This is a genomic window from Paenarthrobacter sp. YAF11_1, assembly GCF_052113445.1.
Classification (GTDB): Bacteria; Actinomycetota; Actinomycetes; order Actinomycetales; family Micrococcaceae; genus Arthrobacter.
The window spans coordinates 119,694-136,372 of the sequence record NZ_JBFRDF010000006.1; the positions used below are offsets into that span (position 1 = coordinate 119,694).

General features: G+C 59.8%; 13 protein-coding genes. 2 read left to right on the forward strand and 11 right to left on the reverse strand.

The features are described 5' to 3' along the window. Nucleotides 1-451 precede the first annotated feature (451 nt). Entirely contained in the window at nt 452-1,300 is an 849-nt protein-coding gene (locus AB4Y77_RS11630; protein WP_442014064.1) for an HIRAN domain-containing protein, read from the forward strand. 138 nt (nt 1,301-1,438) lie between these two features. On the opposite strand, the gene AB4Y77_RS11635 is transcribed toward AB4Y77_RS11630, so the two are convergent. The 5 genes from AB4Y77_RS11635 to AB4Y77_RS11655 form a co-directional block, all read right to left on the reverse strand. Further along, nucleotides 1,439-2,008: a hypothetical protein gene (locus AB4Y77_RS11635; RefSeq protein WP_442014065.1), complete on the reverse strand. Its 570-nt coding sequence runs from the start codon at nt 2,006-2,008 to the stop codon at nt 1,439-1,441. Next, nucleotides 2,005-3,105 carry an ImmA/IrrE family metallo-endopeptidase gene (locus AB4Y77_RS11640; protein ID WP_442014066.1) on the reverse strand — a complete coding sequence of 367 codons (1,101 nt, stop codon included), beginning with the start codon at nt 3,103-3,105 and terminating at the stop codon, nt 2,005-2,007. Before AB4Y77_RS11640 ends, AB4Y77_RS11635 begins: the two co-directional genes overlap by 4 nt. 216 nt (nt 3,106-3,321) lie before the next feature. Continuing rightward, nucleotides 3,322-3,945 (reverse strand): hypothetical protein, encoded by a 624-nt coding sequence (locus AB4Y77_RS11645; RefSeq protein ID WP_442014067.1) that lies wholly within the window; start codon nt 3,943-3,945, stop codon nt 3,322-3,324. Between the two features lie 615 nt (nt 3,946-4,560). Beyond that, nucleotides 4,561-4,836: a hypothetical protein gene (locus tag AB4Y77_RS11650; protein ID WP_442014068.1), complete on the reverse strand. Its 276-nt coding sequence runs from the start codon at nt 4,834-4,836 to the stop codon at nt 4,561-4,563. A gap of 230 nt (nt 4,837-5,066) precedes the next feature. Beyond that, complete coding sequence (locus AB4Y77_RS11655) at nt 5,067-5,285, reverse strand: hypothetical protein (RefSeq protein ID WP_442014069.1); 219 nt, start codon at nt 5,283-5,285, stop codon at nt 5,067-5,069. Between the two features lie 903 nt (nt 5,286-6,188). Between AB4Y77_RS11655 and mobF the strand changes: the two genes are divergently transcribed. Continuing rightward, entirely contained in the window at nt 6,189-9,755 is a 3,567-nt protein-coding gene (gene mobF, locus AB4Y77_RS11660; protein ID WP_442014070.1) for a MobF family relaxase, read from the forward strand. A 574-nt stretch (nt 9,756-10,329) separates the two neighbouring features. Here mobF and AB4Y77_RS11665 read toward each other — a convergent pair. The 6 genes from AB4Y77_RS11665 to AB4Y77_RS11690 all read right to left on the reverse strand — a co-directional run bounded on the left by AB4Y77_RS11665 (nt 10,330) and on the right by AB4Y77_RS11690 (nt 16,660). Beyond that, nucleotides 10,330-11,955 (reverse strand): AAA family ATPase, encoded by a 1,626-nt coding sequence (locus tag AB4Y77_RS11665; protein WP_442014071.1) that lies wholly within the window; start codon nt 11,953-11,955, stop codon nt 10,330-10,332. A 254-nt stretch (nt 11,956-12,209) separates the two neighbouring features. Continuing rightward, complete coding sequence (locus AB4Y77_RS11670; protein ID WP_442014072.1) at nt 12,210-12,491, reverse strand: hypothetical protein; 282 nt, start codon at nt 12,489-12,491, stop codon at nt 12,210-12,212. A 98-nt stretch (nt 12,492-12,589) separates the two neighbouring features. Further along, a complete protein-coding gene (locus tag AB4Y77_RS11675) occupies nt 12,590-13,096 on the reverse strand; it encodes a single-stranded DNA-binding protein (protein WP_442014073.1) in 507 nt (168 codons plus the stop codon). Between the two features lie 52 nt (nt 13,097-13,148). Next, nucleotides 13,149-14,306, reverse strand: coding sequence for an ArdC-like ssDNA-binding domain-containing protein (locus tag AB4Y77_RS11680; RefSeq protein ID WP_442014074.1), 1,158 nt, complete (start codon nt 14,304-14,306; stop codon nt 13,149-13,151). 84 nt (nt 14,307-14,390) lie between these two features. Continuing rightward, entirely contained in the window at nt 14,391-14,891 is a 501-nt protein-coding gene (locus tag AB4Y77_RS11685; protein WP_442014075.1) for a hypothetical protein, read from the reverse strand. Next, complete coding sequence (locus tag AB4Y77_RS11690) at nt 14,888-16,660, reverse strand: type IV secretory system conjugative DNA transfer family protein (protein ID WP_442014076.1); 1,773 nt, start codon at nt 16,658-16,660, stop codon at nt 14,888-14,890. The genes AB4Y77_RS11685 and AB4Y77_RS11690 overlap by 4 nt, the downstream gene beginning before the upstream one ends. Nucleotides 16,661-16,679 lie beyond the last annotated feature (19 nt).

Below are 16,679 nucleotides of genomic sequence, written 5' to 3' on the forward strand. Positions count from 1 at the left end.
GGGTGGTCCATCGTGGTCCTTTCGAATGGTCCAAACTCAGTGCGGCACAGAGGACCACCGCAATGACCAGGCAGGGAGGGCTAAAAGCGCCTCTCGCGCCAGTTCCACGCGGACCACCTGAAGTACCGGGCGGGACCACCTTGGACCACGGCACGGACCACTCTGATGGACCGCACCCGGACCGGGGTGAACCAGTAAGTACGCTGGCAGCGTCGGAGAAACCGCAAACCATGCCAGGGCCCCTTGATGGGAGTGCCAGACGGTTGGCAAGCCCTTACGACGTTTAGCGAGCCATCGTGTCGCGTAACTTCATGGTCTGATAGGCGCACCACTAGGAGAGGCTCACCGCGAAATGAGCCCACTGGTTGATAGCATCAACAACGCGGCATCCTTGCCGACGGACACTTATAAGGGGGCCGCAGTGGGGCTTGGCAAATGGATCCGGCAACTAGTGAGCGGAAGCGCGGCTCCTCCCCCGGTGCCGGCGGCGGAGTCCACGTCCACGCCGGCAGTGCCCGCTCTACGTATCACGTTGTCCTTCAGCCCGTGTGTGGAAGTCGCCGGCACCACCACATTCGCCAGTGAGGCCGTGGCTGCCTTGGCTCACCGTGAATCCTTAGGTACCCGAGGCTATTACGAGGGCGCGGCCCAGCTGCAGCGCGAACCGGAAAATCCGGCAGACCCGCAGGCAGTCTCCGTTGTGGTGGACGGCGAGAAAGTCGGATACCTTCCATCCTTTGCTGCGCGAGAGATCGCGTTGCCGGAAGGCGTCAGTCACCCGGCGAGGTACCAATTGCACATCCAGCGGGAGCAGAAGCTGCTTGCGAAGGCCTATGTCTGGCTTGCCGAGGGCCAGCCGGAGTGGGCGTACTCTCGGGAGAACCCGCCGGCGCTCACAGCGCACGCCAGGAAGAACAAAGCCCACGCTGACGCTACCGCGATGGTTCAGGAAGCGCTGGAGGGCGGCGGTGAACGCGCAGCCCAATTCAAGCGCGGCATGGTCGACGGGGTCCACTACCTGCAACTCATTGAGCCGATCAAACAGCTGAAGCGCGAGGGCCGCAACGAAAAGGCGCTCGTCCTTTGCTACAAAGCCATTCAGGCCGCCGAGGGCGACGCCGGGGGACGCGAACCAGCACCCTGGTACACGGAGCAGGCCGCCATCGTCCACCGGAAGCTCGGGCAGAAAGAGGAAGAAATCGCTGTCCTCCAAAGGTGGATGGATCGCTGTCCGAAGGCACGCCGGGACGGAAGCCGCATCGGAGAACGACTCGCCAAGCTGGAAACCCGCACAAAATGAAGACCGTCATTCGGAGACCATAGACTCTTGCCACAGGGTCACGTCGGCAATGGTGTTACCTCAGGAGCATACCTCTGCCTCTCCGCCCAGGAGCCCGAGCAGGCTTATAAAGCGATAGCCGCACGCGATTTAACCGTTCTAAGGGATGTAGCGCAGACCAAGCGGCGACTCGAGCCAAGCGAAGAAGGAGGTCTGGGCGCGAAGCTCCATATATCGCCGGTGATGCCCCTTGAGGACAACCACGTAATCCCAAGCGTCTTCCCGTCCGAGCTTCTTCGCCCGGACCAGGAGCTTCAGCAGATCCCATGTAGTCAGGTGCTTGATGCTGTGAGTGATGGCAAACCCCAGTGCCCCATTGTCGTCGGTCACGAACGTGGCGCCGAGGCCGCGGTTGGTTATGATCGCCAGGCTCTCCGCCTCCCCCAGGTTTGCGCTGGCCCGGTCCCCTGGTTTACTCAGTTGAGCCCGAAAAGCCTGTGTGTCCCGGTACTCTGAAGTCGTTTCAAGCATCAGGGGCTCTCCAAAAATTTGCGGTGCCCGGGACAACTGCTCGAGCCCGGTCACGCGTGAACTTTTCGCGCATTCCTGTGCCACGGTGTAGCACCAGGTGGATCGGCCAGCCGCGACAAGTTCGAGGAGGTCCATGCGGCCGATCCGGGCAAAGTTAACCAAAACTGTGTTATCGGGCAGGAACAGCGGTCCGCTCAAGCTTTTGCCGCCAAGCCCAACGTCGCCGCGAGGTCATCCAGGTCGACTGCATCAGTTTGAGGTGGATGAACCTCTATTCCCTCAGGATCCACGTCCAGCATCCATGCCAGAGTCTCTTTTGGGGCTTCCCCCACTGCGACGGCGTCCATATGGGCGGCTACCAAAGCATCCGGGAACCGACGCTCGGCTGCACGTTGAGTGCGCACGGCGACGGCAAGCGAGGTGAAGGTTTTTCCCTCCAGCGGACGGTTCAAAACGTCGAACGTGGACAGCTCTAGAAGATCCCAGACTTCCTTTCGGACCCGGAGTCCGAGTTTACGAAGACGGTTCGACAGGTATTTCGTGGAGACGCCGTGCTTCCAGAGGAAATTGATGACATCGGATTGGCCAGTGGTCCACCAATCGAATGAGCTCATGGTCTTCTCGGGCAGAAGAACCTGTGCGGCAAAGTCGAAGGCTGGGATTTCCTTCGATTCTTCGGCCCCTTCGCCATGGGTATTGAAATGCCCTAGGAAAATATGGCCCAGTTCGTGGGCCATGGAGCTGTTCTGGTGGAACCAGTTGCTGCTGCGTGGGATCAGTATGCAGTATCGGCCACCGGCACGCACGGAGTACGCCGAGCTGATACCTTCAACGCGCGCTACATCGATACCGAGCTTCTCCTCGATGTTGGAGACAAAGTTCCATACGAAGTCCTCCCCCAACAGCTCAAGAACCTCTTCGGCGGTGGCTGTTTTGGTCGGTTCGTCATTGCGGCCCTGGAAGACCTGCCGATACGCCAGTTCCAGATTCTCCAGGACGGCCTTGGTGTCATCGTCCTTGTCGTTGACGTAACTACCGGCTGCAAAGTTGTATTGGTGGCGTGCCGCTATCCTGGCTTCGAACGGGTCGGCTTCTCCGGTTGCCAGCCAGTACATAGAGGTTGAAAGACGCTCGGCGAGCTGCGCCAGCTCAATGCTTGTAAACGTCCGCTTTCCGTTGAGGGAACGGGAGAACACGTCCGGCGCCATGCGAATCGAGGCTGCAATGTCTTTCTCAGGCACGCCGAGCTGCAGTTCGCTGATGCGCTGTCGGATGCGGGTGCCTACGGTCTCCATAACTTTCATTCTATCGCGAATTGGGAATATCCCAATCCGCGGTTTCTCCGGGCGCCTAGTCCTCCTCAAGCCTCCGCCCACAGCGCCCCCACATAAAGGAGACGCCAAGGCTGCCTACAACAGCGTTCGGGAAATGATGACTTGCACCCGAACCCAGGGGCTGGGGTACGTCGATCGCCACGTAGCTCATCATCCGAGCCCGCCGATGAGGGGCCGTCAGATTTCGCGCCACGGTTGTTCGTCCAACGCGTCGAATATTGGCCGAGGGTCCTTGATGAGCTGCGCCAAAGCCATCAGTTTAAAAGGAAAGAAACGATGGTCCTCTGGTGGATTGTGGACGTACGAACCTGCATTGAACCTGCGGCGAAGCCCCAACGGCAGGGTGGCAGCGACTTCCTCCTCTAATCTGCTGGCCTCAATAGAGAGCGCCGAGGGCAGGCGGCGTTGCATGCGTTCAAGGACGGTTTGTGGTTCAGGTGCCGGCCGTGATGCCGCGTCGAGCAGTCGTGCCGCCGCTGCAGCCACCCATGGATCAGCCGCGTCGAAGGCCAAAGGAATAGGTATGCCCTGAACGGCTTCGATAGCCCCAAAACGAACCGCGAGAGAAACGCTCGACGGGTCCTCGTGGACGTTGACGTACCTGAATACGTCAGCACCAGGAGAGCACAACCCTTCCAACTGCACATCGCCGACAAAGTTGGTGGGCTCGGGATGCACCCCCGGCTCTATGCCTACGTCACGGTGAAGTCGGACCCGGTATAGGTAAAACTGCGCCTCGGCGCCAGCTTGACTGTCCATCCGCCTCAGCATGTTCTCAATAGCCGCTTCGTAGGTACCCAAGTGCAATGCCTTGGTCCTCTGGTCCGCGGACCATCGTTCCAAACCTCGCCCGTCGCTGCTGGCTCTTTGCATTCTTAGCTTGGTGACTTTAGTAAATTCAGCGGCTGGGTCGAACGCACGATTGGGCCAGTTCGCATGCGTTGAGGTGTGATACCAGTACGTTTCGCGGACGGTCGAGTCATCGTATGAGGGATCCTGCGTCGCGACCCAGAAGTCAGGCCGATCCTCGGCCTGACAGTCAGTGCCACACAATGGACAAGCTTCGTATGCTTGATGGAAGCGGTCCAACCACTCAGCGTCGACCAGCCACTCATGCCGACACGACCTGCAACGCATATTACGGAGACGCCGAAAATCCACTACCCGTTCGATCACTGGATTAGTCTCACATGGAGGTGGCGAGCATTAGCGCAGCACCCACCGTAGGCCTCTCGCCTCCTAACAGCACCGCCCCGCAACCAAGGGTGGTAATCCTCGCACCGCTGGCGATACCTACGCGACTGCCATGGGCTACAGTCGGCAATCTGCTAGGGCGGTCCGCCCCGGAATCCACCATGATCCACAGGAGGACTTTTCGTGGTTCCCAGATGGTCCTTTGATGAGCTGGAGTTGTTCTCAGTCCTCCGGCCAGACAACTTTTTCGCCCATGGCGTTGAGGAAGGCCACGTACTCCTCCAGTCCGAGGTCACCCCGCTTGGCTGCTGTGGGGATACTGTCCCGGCGAGACCGCAGAAACTCGGTGCCGTCTTCGCGTTGGACCGTATGAATGCTCATGTCCATCTGTGCGAGCATGCTGGTCATCCCCTGTTCGCCGGCGGATCGTTGCAGGACTATGGCCTCGCGGACTGAATCCCATTCCCGTTCGTATTCTTCGTAGCTCGGCGATGCCACTGCCACCCCATGGGTACGGCTGCGGGGGCTGAGGCCTGACAGCATCCGAGCCATTGGCGTCGGTTCGCCACCCGTCATCCGGTTCAAGGAGAACCGTTAGTCAGCGGCGGCCTCTGCTCGTTCTTCCACCGCGTATGGGTTACGGCTGCGGGCGGCGAAGATCCGGGTGTTGTCCAAAGCACGCAGCTCGTCCACCGGGAAGATCGAGCCGTATATGCTCCGTCCAAATATCAGCCGATCGAACGGTTTCCGGCACCCCAGTGCTGCTTGATCCGTTTCCGGACGTCCCATGATTCGCCGATGTAGAACTGCTTGTACTCGTCGAAAACCATGATGTAGGCGGCTTCTCTGCCGTCCATCGCCGGCAAGGACTCCAACGGTTTGAAGGTGCGGCCCTTGGCCAGAACATGCTGCAGCACAACGACAACGTCGACGCCTCCTGCTTCCATGAGAGCCTTGAGCCTCAGACAGCCGGGACGTTTCTTTCCAGCCGAAGCTGAGATGTCATTGTCTTCAAACTTTTCGTCGAGGAGTCGCCAGCCTTTGCGTTCACCAAGGCCCGGCAGTCTTTCCACTGGCGTGCAACGCCCAACCCTTCCAACGTCAGGTCCTTGGATATGCGCGTGTACATCGCGGCTCGCGCGTGTTTGTTCCATCCTTTGCGTGTTCCATAGTGTTCCTCTATGCCGCCTGCGCCACAGCGGGTGTCAGTTGGGTACAAGTCATGATTGAAGCACCTCGTCGTGGATGGCGTTGGCTTGTCTTCGTTCGACATCCGCAACCCAATGGCAGCGCCTGCACCTTCGCAAACTCCATGGCCACGATGCGACCCAGATCCCACGCTAGTCGCTCTACGGCAAGTCACGCGACGAGGCCCTAGACCGAACATTCCTGCCTCTCCATCACCACCTCAGCTTTTAGAGGACTCGCGTAGTTAATAAAACTCACACCTCTGGCATCCAAGGCCGACCAACCGGAATGTCATGCAGGCTATGTGCGCGAACCGCATGAACTGGTGTGAACAGGCAGAGCAACGGACAGCGAACAGATGGCGATCCTGAATACGGCGCTAACCACATGGACCGGCTCCTGACTGAGCTCCGATCGCAGTCCTCCGAACTAGAGCGTCTACGTGCCCTCTACGACGAATTGGAAACCAGAAACGGGCTCCTCCATAACGAAGTCCTCCGCCTGAAGCGTGCCCAGAGAACAAACGTGCAAGACCTCGCCCGAGTGGCGGCCGTCTTGCTCCAAATTTCGCGTGCTAAGGGCATCGCGCTCGACCCAGCGACACTCGATATTCTCCGTCGGCGAGGCTGGCTTCCCGCAAGGAACCGGACGGGAACACGGCCATGACCGTGTCGATCGCCAGGCTCTCGGTTCGATCAGGGCTCAAGTACCTGTTCAAGTCCACGATGCTGGACGACTTCTCACCTACTCCCCAAGACACCATCAGCTACTACGTAAAAGCCGGAACACCACAGGGTCGTTGGCTCGGCAGCGGTCTCCAAGGGATCGCCAGAAAAGCCGGAGATACGGTCACGGAATCCGACGCGCGTTCCATCTTCCAAGACGCGACCCACCCCGACAGCAAGGAACCGCTAGGAAGGCCCCACGGGCAGCCGCCGATCAGCCAAGAGGCAAGCATTCACAGCGCGACGAAGCACGCCGTCGCCGGCTTCGACCTCACCTTCAGCGTCCCGAAGTCAGTCTCCGCGCTGTGGGCGCTCAGCCCACGAGACCTCCAAGAGCAGATCCTTCAGACCCACCATGAAGCCATCGAAGCAACACTTGCCTGGATGGAAGAACAGGTCATCAACACCAGATCCGGGCGGAACGGAGTAGCCCACGTCGGCACTAGAGGAGTCATCACCGCAGCATTCGATCATTGGGAATCCCGCGCCGGAGACCCTCAGCTCCACACTCACCTTGTCATCGCGAACCGAGTTCAGCGCGTTACGGACGGCGCCTGGGTCACCGTGGACTCCCGTTCCCTATACAAAGCCGTAGTCGCCGCCAGCGAACACTACAACGGGCTGCTTTTCGATGCCTTGCACACCAGCCACGGCACGGACACCGACATCCGAGCCCCGGCGCAAAACACTCATAACCCGAGCCAGCAACTTACTGGCATCGCTGAAGCTCTAGTCCGCGAATTCTCCAACCGCTCAATGCTCATCGACATCGAGACCGATCGCCTAGTCAATCAGTGGACCACGGACCACGGACGTCGCCCCACAGCGACAACCATCGTGAGATTGCGCCAACAAGCCACCCTCTCGACTCGAACTCCCAAGAACGTTGAGCCGGCACCGTTACGAACACTGTCCGCACGGTGGCGTGACAGAGCAAAGGCCAAGGGTTTTGATCCCGAATCCGTAGTTGGTTCGACCATTAGACGCTCCCAATCACGTCCGTTCCGCAGCGGCGACTTTGCTCCGGACTGGATTGCCGCCGTCGGGCTTGTCACCCGACAACGTGTGGCGGCCAAGCGCTCAACCTGGAATCGCTGGAACCTCATCGCCGAAGGTGAGCGTGTGTGCGCTGAGATTCGCTGCGCCTCCCCCGCCGCCCGCAACGCACTGATCGATGCCGTAGCGTCAGCGGCTGAGCGTCAATCCGTGCCACTCAACCAGTATCGGTACGGCGTCCCCGCGGATACCGCGGATGATCTGCGATTCGCCGGGCGAAGCGTCTTCGATTTCCACGGGTCGCGCCTCTACACGGATGCATTGACGCTCACCTTTGAGGACGAAGTCCTGACGGCGAAGAACGACGACGGCGGCCCGGCTGTTCCAGTCGATCTCGCCTTCGGGACGCTCACCTCTTTCAGAAACGGCGAAGGGTCCCCGCTACACGATGACCAACTGACAGCGGCGTCGGATATCTTGCTGAGTTCATGCAGGCTCGACGCCATCGTGGGGCCAGCCGGAACGGGCAAGACGACGACCCTTGGCGCGGTCAAAGCAGCATGGGAGGCGGCGTATGGGGAGGGCAGCGTTGTGGGTCTGGCACCGGCTGCTGCGAGCGCCGAGGTTCTCGGCTCGGAGCTGCGCATGGTCACTGAGAACGTCGCTAAGTGGCTGCACGAGTCTGCTGGGTCTGGTGCGGCCGAGAGGGCAGGGCGGTTCTTCCGAGCGGACGATCGACTCCGTGTGGCGGCGGCCATCAGCGGTCCAATCGTTAGCCGCCTTCAACAAGAGGTCGCACGACTGTCCGCCGAGCAGTCCCAATGGCAGTTTCATCCCAATCAGCTTGTGATCATCGATGAGGCCTCCATGGTCTCGACTGTTCAGCTAGCAGCCCTGGTCCGCCAAGCCAACGATGCGGGAGCCAAGATCCTCTTGGTTGGCGATCCGGCCCAGCTCGATTCCATCGATGCCGGCGGAGTGCTTGGTTGGCTTGATCGGCAAGGGAAGGCAACCCGACTTAGCACGATTTGGCGTTTCAAGGATCCGTGGGAACGGTCAGCCTCCCTTGGGCTGCGTGAGGGACGTCCGTCGGTGCTCGCAGAGTATGAGGACCACGGTCGTATCAGGCATGGCCACTACTCGGACATGGTCGACCATGCCTACTCCGCGTGGCACTCGGATGTCTTGGCTGGTCGAGTTTCGGTCTTGATAGCTCCTGATAACGAGACCGTTCAGATGCTCAATGAACGGGCTCAAGCCGACCGGGTAAGTCTGGGCGATGTGGACGCGGAACGTACCTTGCTCCTTCGGGACGGGCTTCGAGCCGGTCGTGGCGACATCGTTATTGCCCGTCGGAATGACAGATCCATTCGCGACGATCGAGGTGAGTTCCTTCGCAATGGAACGCTCCTCGAAGTCACCGAAGTGGATAGACGACACGGTGCTCTGCGGGCGATACGAAAGGACACCGCAGCGACCATACTGGTGCCGAGCAGCTATGTGGAGGCGTCGATGGAGCTGGGCTACGCCACCACAGCCCACCGCAGTCAAGGTCTCACTGTTGACACCGGCCACACCGTCGTGACCCCAGGCCGCCTCACGCGCGAGCTGCTCTATGTCAGCATGACCCGGGGCCGGCACTCGAACACGGCCTATGTGAGCGAGAACGACCCCGACGAGGACGAGATCCTGGATCCCGGTGCGCGAACGAGCTGGCGGGTGATCTTGGGTGAAGTCCTCGCTGCGGAAGGTGCGGAACGAACCGCCCACGAGGTACGGGACTTCGAACAGCAGCACGCCGACAGCCTGGAGCGCCTGAACCGCGAGTACGATTACCTGGCTCAAATCGCTGCGGGTTTGGAGCTCGCAAAGGCTATCGACGGTCTCATGCCCGGCCGCTCTGAGGAGATGCGCGACTCTCCAGCATGGGGCGCCGCCGTCGCTGCCTGGCGGCGAGCCAGCAACATAAATAGGCCAAGTGCCCTGCGGGTCTTGAGCGAGAGTTTGAGCTCTGAGGCCAGCGGACGAGACCTAACCGCCGTTGCCCACGGCCGACTTCGCCGATTCTGCTCGGAAATGCCCCAATCGCCTATCGATCCATTGACTGAGCAGATGACGATAGACCGGCCAGACCTGGCAGCGCTGCTGGACCAAGTACGACGGCGGATTGGGAACCGTGCGGAGCAGGTCGCCAACGCTGCGCTACTTGGTGAGCCTGATTGGACCACAGAATTGTGGCAGGACATCGGTGCAGGGGCAGATCCGTTTAAGATGGCCGCCTTGATTGGAGAGGTGGCCGTCTACAGGGATCATTGGGGTGTCAACAGCGCAGCCATCCCCCTCGGTCCGACTCCGGCGGACTGGGAATGGGAACAGCGAGCGCAGTGGGACTTTCTGCAGCGAGCAATCGGTCAAGTTGCCACACCACAACCAGCGCTAGAAGATGTCCGCAACTCGTATGAGTTCGACTCCCCAATAAGCCTGACAAGCACTGGATGGCAGCTTTAAACTAGAAGCTGGAGCAAGTATGCAGATGAACCCAGTCCTCAAGCCGACAGTAGCCACACCCGCTCTTATCGTAGCGAGCGCAGTGACGCTGGTGCTTGCTGTGATCCTGACAGTTCTAAGCTTCACGATTTCCGGCACGGCTTGGTTACTGGTCGCCCTCACGACCCTATGTGCAGTAGTCCTGCTCTTTTGGGCCCAACGTCTCCGTTTCCGACGGCAGTGGCAGGCCGAAACAGCAGAACACTGGAAGCGGCTTGAGGGCATGAAGGCAACCGGCGGGACCACAACCGAGGTCACCGTCCTAACCGTAGACGCTCTGCAGCCGACAGGCTCCTGGATCACCGTTAGGTGGAACCGTTTCGACCACGTCCAACCAGCGTGGATCGAAGCACTCCCCGAGCCCATCTGGCCTGGATCTGTTCTGCTGATTCGGCCAGATCCGGCCCAGGTGCGGCCTGGAGCTCCGTGGCCCGAAATTTACCGGATCAGCGGCGACCAGGTTTTGGCATGGGCACCCCTCACAGGACGCATCCAACCTCGGATCTCTTAAGGCATCAGGACCACATTTCAAACCTCACGTGTGGCTGTTGGCGGCCCTGATTAGGTCGATGACTTCAAGGACGCGCTTCCTCAGGTCCAATGGCCAGTCATCGCCCCAACCGTCGACAGCCATCTTCGCGACCGCGACTTTGCTGGGTTGCTTAACACCGATCCGTGCAGCATCCAGAGGATTCTTCCAGCGCTCCATACCAGCTAATTCCCGTTTGCCAGTGGATGGGTGAGCTTTACGCACCGCGTCGCAGAGGATCTCTTCCGGAACATAGTTTTCAATTGTGTATCCGGCAGTAACCCATGCCAGCCCCGTCGACGGGTCCTTGGCTAAGTCGTCAACCACGCGTCGCTTGTTAGCGTTGATGCGGGCATTCCTGCTGGTCTTATCCGAATCAATCAGGACCATCATGTAGCGGTTAAGACTGCGGAGGGAGATGAACTCTTCAACTTCCTCCGCGTCGAGTGGTGATAGAGCGCTCAATAGGGCACCGCCGTAGAACATGACGGAGTAATGAGTGCCTTCAACAAACTCTCCTGGAGCGAGCTTCTCAATCCAGTGCTTGAGGTAGATACGGTCAGAAGGCCCTTCGACCCACAACACGGCGTTTGTCTGCACTAAGTCTGAAGGACGGTAACCGAGATCCGCACAGATGGCTGCTCGTGCTTTGGCGGAACCTGCAAAACGGACGTGCGAGACACCTTGATCACGAGTGACATGAAAAATACTCCCAATAGCAGAGTCCAGCATGTGGGCGGAGTGGGTCGCGATAAAGTACTGATTGTTCGTGCTCGACTCCAAGTAGCTCAGCAACTTTCGCTGTAATATCGGGTGCAAGTGAACTTCGGGTTCTTCGACGCAGAGGATAGAATTTTGGGTCACCGTCGCAGCCGCGGCGATAATTACGACTTCATGAACTCCCGTCCCCATATTCTCGATGGGCAAGGTATGCCCGCCCTGCGTTACGTGGATGGTCGACAGGTCGTGTGGAACATCAATTGTGATCGTGTGGTCATCCAGAACCGCCCTGACGAAGTCCTGCACCTTGAGAAAGACTTCCTTGTCCCTCAATCGATCCGTGGAGGGATTCTGCAGCTCTAATAGACGGCGCTTGATGCTTCTGCCGTTCAGATCAGGATCAGCTGCGCTATCGTCCGAGATTGACCTAACGCCACCTACGGTAAACGAAGAAGGCGTAGGACGTTGCTTCACAAGCCAATCCAAAACACGATGCGCGTCTCCCCCCGGCCCACCACCGGTAGTACTTGTCAGTCGGCTAGACAACACCTCTGCCAATTGGCCACCATGCGCTTCGACGGCCATCCGTTTCAGAGCCGGATCATCGCCTAAACCGCCATCTGAAATACCTAAGCACACGAGGTCGGGACCCAAAGTTGAAGCAATACCATGCAGCCCTAGGAAACTGCGCAACTGTTCCAAGACCTCTGTCGGCAGAGCCCTCAACTTGCTCCACTCGAAGATTTGTTCCAAGGAAAACACCTGAGCGCGCACAAAGGCATGCTCGGCGTCACCGACTGGCCTATCCCATCGGGAATAGGTCTTCTTACCCGGCTCATTGTTGAACGTTCTTGCAATCACACGCAGGATATTGGACTTTCCAACGTTGTTCTGACCTGCGATCAGATTCACCTTACGCAAAGGGAAGAGAACAGCTGATTGCTGTGACGAGAAACTCCGATAACCCCGAAAAACGAATCCACTAATTAGCACGCTCTCCATCATGGCCTATGTAGGGAGAAGTATTGGCAAGGGCAGCACTTGCCAGGGAACTCGACCCCGAATACCCCGCATCGCTTCGTGACTGCGAGCGCAGCGTCGATAAGCATGTGAAGCACCTACGTCCGGCGCCCAAGCCGCTCAGCCAACACGCGACCGGAGAAGATTCATAGTGCCCGCCCCCTCCACGATTCCGCGTCCATGCGCCTAACCTGCCCCGCCGGGAACCACTGAACGTGATAGACCCGGCGATCATCCACCCACTCAACCAACCCGAAGGTCCTCGTGTACTTGATTGCCCGACCATAGATCTCCCCCACGCGAACCAGTGGCTGGCTTCCCAGCTCAAGCTCGATGATCTTGCCGTCGTCAGGTTTGGGGTGGCTGTTGTCGGCGTCTATCTGAGCCATCATCCGGGCAAAAGCGGTGGAGTCTTGCTTTGGTCTCATAGCAACAAGATTAGAACATATATTCGAACATGGATCCCGCGTACAAAATAGAAGCCCACGCCTCTGGAGAGACGTGGGCCGTTAAGAGGCAAGACGGGTCAGACTGTCATGTCATTCACCGGAGCTCCGCCTAAAGGGGACACAACCACCGGCCCCTTCGTGGTGACGTTGTACGCAGGCCAGCCTGTCGCCGTCGTCGCTTGTGGCCCTGACGCCTCCACGGCGGCCTCCGGCTCGGAGACTGCCCTGGCCGAGCGCTGATACGTCGCCGTTCCAAAGCGAAGATCCGGACCGATCGTGTCAGCAATAATCCGCCGGGCTTCACGACGTTCGCCATCCTTGTCATAGGAACGGAACTCGAGCTCTCCTGACACCGTCACGGGGTCACCCTTCCTCAGAGAAGTAGAAGCGTTCTCCGCGAGCATCCGGAACGCAGACACGTTGTGGAAGACCGGTTCACCGTCTCGCCAGGTGCCGTCCGGGTTCTGAATCCGCTGGTTCACGGCAACGCGGAGTTTCGCGTGCGGAGTGCCGGATTCCCCGATGGTCAGTTCGGGATCTGCGACCAGGTTCCCCGTGATAGTGATGGGGATCTTTGTATTCATAATGGGTTACCTTCCTTAGTCGACGGGCCTCTCCCGACGGACATCTGTGCGTTCAAGGACCAGCAATCTCGGGACCGTTCAATGAAGCATTCGGTCCAGGGACTCCGGCGTAACTCGGACTAGCCGCCACAGCGCGCTCAGTACTTGCGGCGGCGAACTTCCCGCCGAATCCAGGAGGGTCCGAGATCGCCAGGATCCCTTTGGTTGCGGCGGTCACCCGCCCCAGCACCGACTTGGCGATGTCGACGCGCGACGTCGGCATCCAACCTTCTGAGGAGTCGTGCTTCAAGTCCCTTTCCGCTCTGATTACAGCGTCGGCCCACCCAGCCAGATAGGAAGCTGACTGAGGTCCACGATCAATGCCGTGGGCCCTCAGGACGGTATAGGCAACCGATTCGGCCTCTACTTCCGCTAGGCCGCGATGGTTCGCGCTGCTGCCATACAGTCGCCCAAGGCGGTCGTCTGGTCCGTGCAAAAGGACGTGACCGAGTTCGTGGGCAAGAACCGCTACCCGCTCCTCGTCGTTCATCCAGGCACCAACTTGAATTCGACGAGCATCAAAGTCGGTGTAGCCACTCGTGTAGCCCTGTTGAAATCCTGACACCTCAACCCGGAAGCTGTGTTCCTTCGCAACCTCACGCAGGGAACTCCACAGATCACCCACGTCCGCCCCACCTTTCGGATCCGCGCGAGGCACCAACAGCGGCGTTCCCTCCGTTTGGGTGACGTCAAAGACAGCCTGCCCACGCCAACCAGTGATCACGTTCTTCTTGCCTCTGCTGACGGCATCAACAGGTGCAGTCTGATTCGCTGGTAAAAGCTTGCGCTGCCCGTCGGCAAGTATCAGTTCCTGCATCGAGGCTGTCCGGGGCGCGATCACCCAGAGCGCGTGCTCTCCACGCAGAACCGTCCGCCCGTGTCTGGCCCACTCTTTGTACCCGGCCACCAGGGTCGGCTCTTGGGTACCGCGCTGCGCCATTTGCATCATCAGCAGGGCGACGTTGCCCCCGGAGTACCGCCACAGTGTTGCGGAGGCGTCGAGCAGAACCTGCCAGCGCATGGGCGAATCAATGGCTTCCTCAAGTGCCGTGTGAAGTCCCCTGGTCAGGTCGGCTATGCGCTCCTCAGGTGACAGGCGAACGTTCGACGGCGGCGCGGAGGCTCCTTCAGCCCCGCTTGAGTCAGGATTCAGTTCAGATGCAGAGGCCACGACAGCCATCCTTCGTGCTTCTAGACAGCCCCAAGAAGGGATCACCTATTCATGTCGAGCGACCGGAGCAACGGCATGACGGAATCAGCTAGTGGTCTGATGGGTGCCCAGTTTCCAGTCCTCGAAGGCCGGCTCGGCCGGCAAGATCCTGACGACCGGTTCCTTGTGGCTCTGCAGCCCGACGCACCCGGCCGTCCGCGTATGGGTTCGGAGACGTTCGACGCCGTGGGGCAGCCTTTCGTGGAACGCCAGCGGACCGAATCCCGAGTCGTCTGACGTGAAGGACGCCGCTTCCGCCCGCTGAAGGGCATACAACTCAGCCACGATCTCCGTGTGCCGCCACCAGCAATCCGGCACCACGGACGTCGTCAGCTGATACGTCGCAACGAACCACCGCACCCAGTCAAAGAGGCTCTGCCACACCACTTCCGCCTGCGCCGATGACATGTCCCGCCAACGATGGGTCAAGCCAACGTTGCGCGGCGACTGTTGGAATGAGGAACGGAACAGTTCTGCTGTCAGTTCGTCATCCAGGTCAGATACTCGCCCCACCTCGAAGTCAGAATCATCAGCCTGGGTGCTCATGAATCAGGCTCTCTGTTCGCTTCCTGCCGACTCAGGTGGCCAGCGGCCAGCTCTCGCTCGGTCTCCAGCTTCGACCGCCCCAGCTCAGCGGCGTCCTTCCGCCGATGCCAGTCACGCAAGTCCAAGAGGATCGGACGAGTTCGTCGGCCGAGCATGAGCGCCGTACCGACAGGAAGGCGCCGGATCTCATCCAGCCGGATCACCGGACTCTCTCGAATCTGCTCTCCATCTTGCCTTCCTTGAGAGGACCAGGAACGAGTGTTGAGGATCAGGCTCCGCTCCCCCAGCAGACCCGCCAGCGAGCGCAGGTCACGCTCATCCGAACCTCCGCCGAAGATCACCTTGATGATCGCGGAATCCCAAATGGTGGCCGCCTCCTCGATCGACCACCCGCTCCGCGCCTGCGAAAGGGACTGCAGAACCACGAGCGTTGAGATGCCGATACCACCACCATCAGAGAGCACTACAGGCAGGCCGGGCCACGGCGATAGATTCGCTATTTCGTCAAGGATCAGGGAAAGCGGTGGATCGAGCCGGCCTCCAGGTGCGATGAAAGCCAGCTCTCGCGCGGCGTTATCGATGTCGTCGATCAGAGCGGACAGGTAGGGGCCAGCGGCCGCCGCTCCAGAACGTGTGCCAATAAGGTAGAGCGTCCCCCGTTGCCTGATGAAGCTCTTGGGATCAAACTCTTGCGCTTCGTCCTGTGGGTTCAGAGCCGCCAACACTCTGGGAGAAGAGAGTGGGGCCACCGCGGCCGAGACCCCAATCCAAGAGTTGGATGTGTTCCGTGGGTCGTCTTCCAAAATCCCCATCAAATCTGCCTGCCACCCCAAGGCCGCACCTGGACGCCCCAGAATATCAAGCGCCTCTCTGGCTAACACGGGACTGGACGACCACCGACGGAATGCTGCTATACCTTCGCCGGACAGCGCAGCGGCATGGAGGAGGCACTGCAGCACGATCAGCGAGCGCTTTTGCCAGGCAGCGTTCTCGCCCTTCATCTCTGTATCTGCGGTGATCACAAGTGCCCGTCGGGTGGCGATATCCGGGTCACCGCAACCACGTACCGGCGACCAGCGCAGCGTCGTTGGCAGACCCGACATGCCCTGAGGATCAAAGACTGTAACCGGCCGCCCATCAGACATCCGCGCTCGCATCGTGACCACCAGGTTGTCAGCTCGCGTGGATGTGGTGACAACAGCACCGGGCGCATCGAGAATGGCGTTGATGACCACGTATAGCCCCTTGCCGGAGCGAGGAGCCCCTTGAATGACCATCGACTCTTCGGTGGAAACATGGATAGTCACCCCGCGGGAGCGCCCAAGTGTCCACGAAACATCGTGAATGCTCGGCTTGCTGAGGCCCGGGCGAGTGTATTGCCCACGCTTGCGAACCGCTCTGGCTCCGAAGTCCCGAAGTATCTCTGCCCGGCCAGCCACGCCATCCCTGCCCAGGATGTCCTGCCGTAGCCACGCGCCGGACTGTTTCCAGGTTCTCCACGCCAGCGCCGACCCGGCTGCGAGCGCCGCAAGCAACGTGAGGACGACTCCCACAATCCACCAGACTGCCACCATGTCTAAGGTGCAATTGCGGGAAGCACCAACAATCCAGTCCTGGCGGCCCGCAAACAGCCCGGCGCCTGCACCGGGGTTGAAGAACGACGGCGTCCTGCCGCCACAGTGCCCCGTGCCAGCAAGGTGGGCAGCTGCCTGGACCAACAGGCAGAAAGCCATGTAACCCGTCAAAGCCCAGAGTCCCACTGAAACCATGGGACTGCTGCTACTCGAT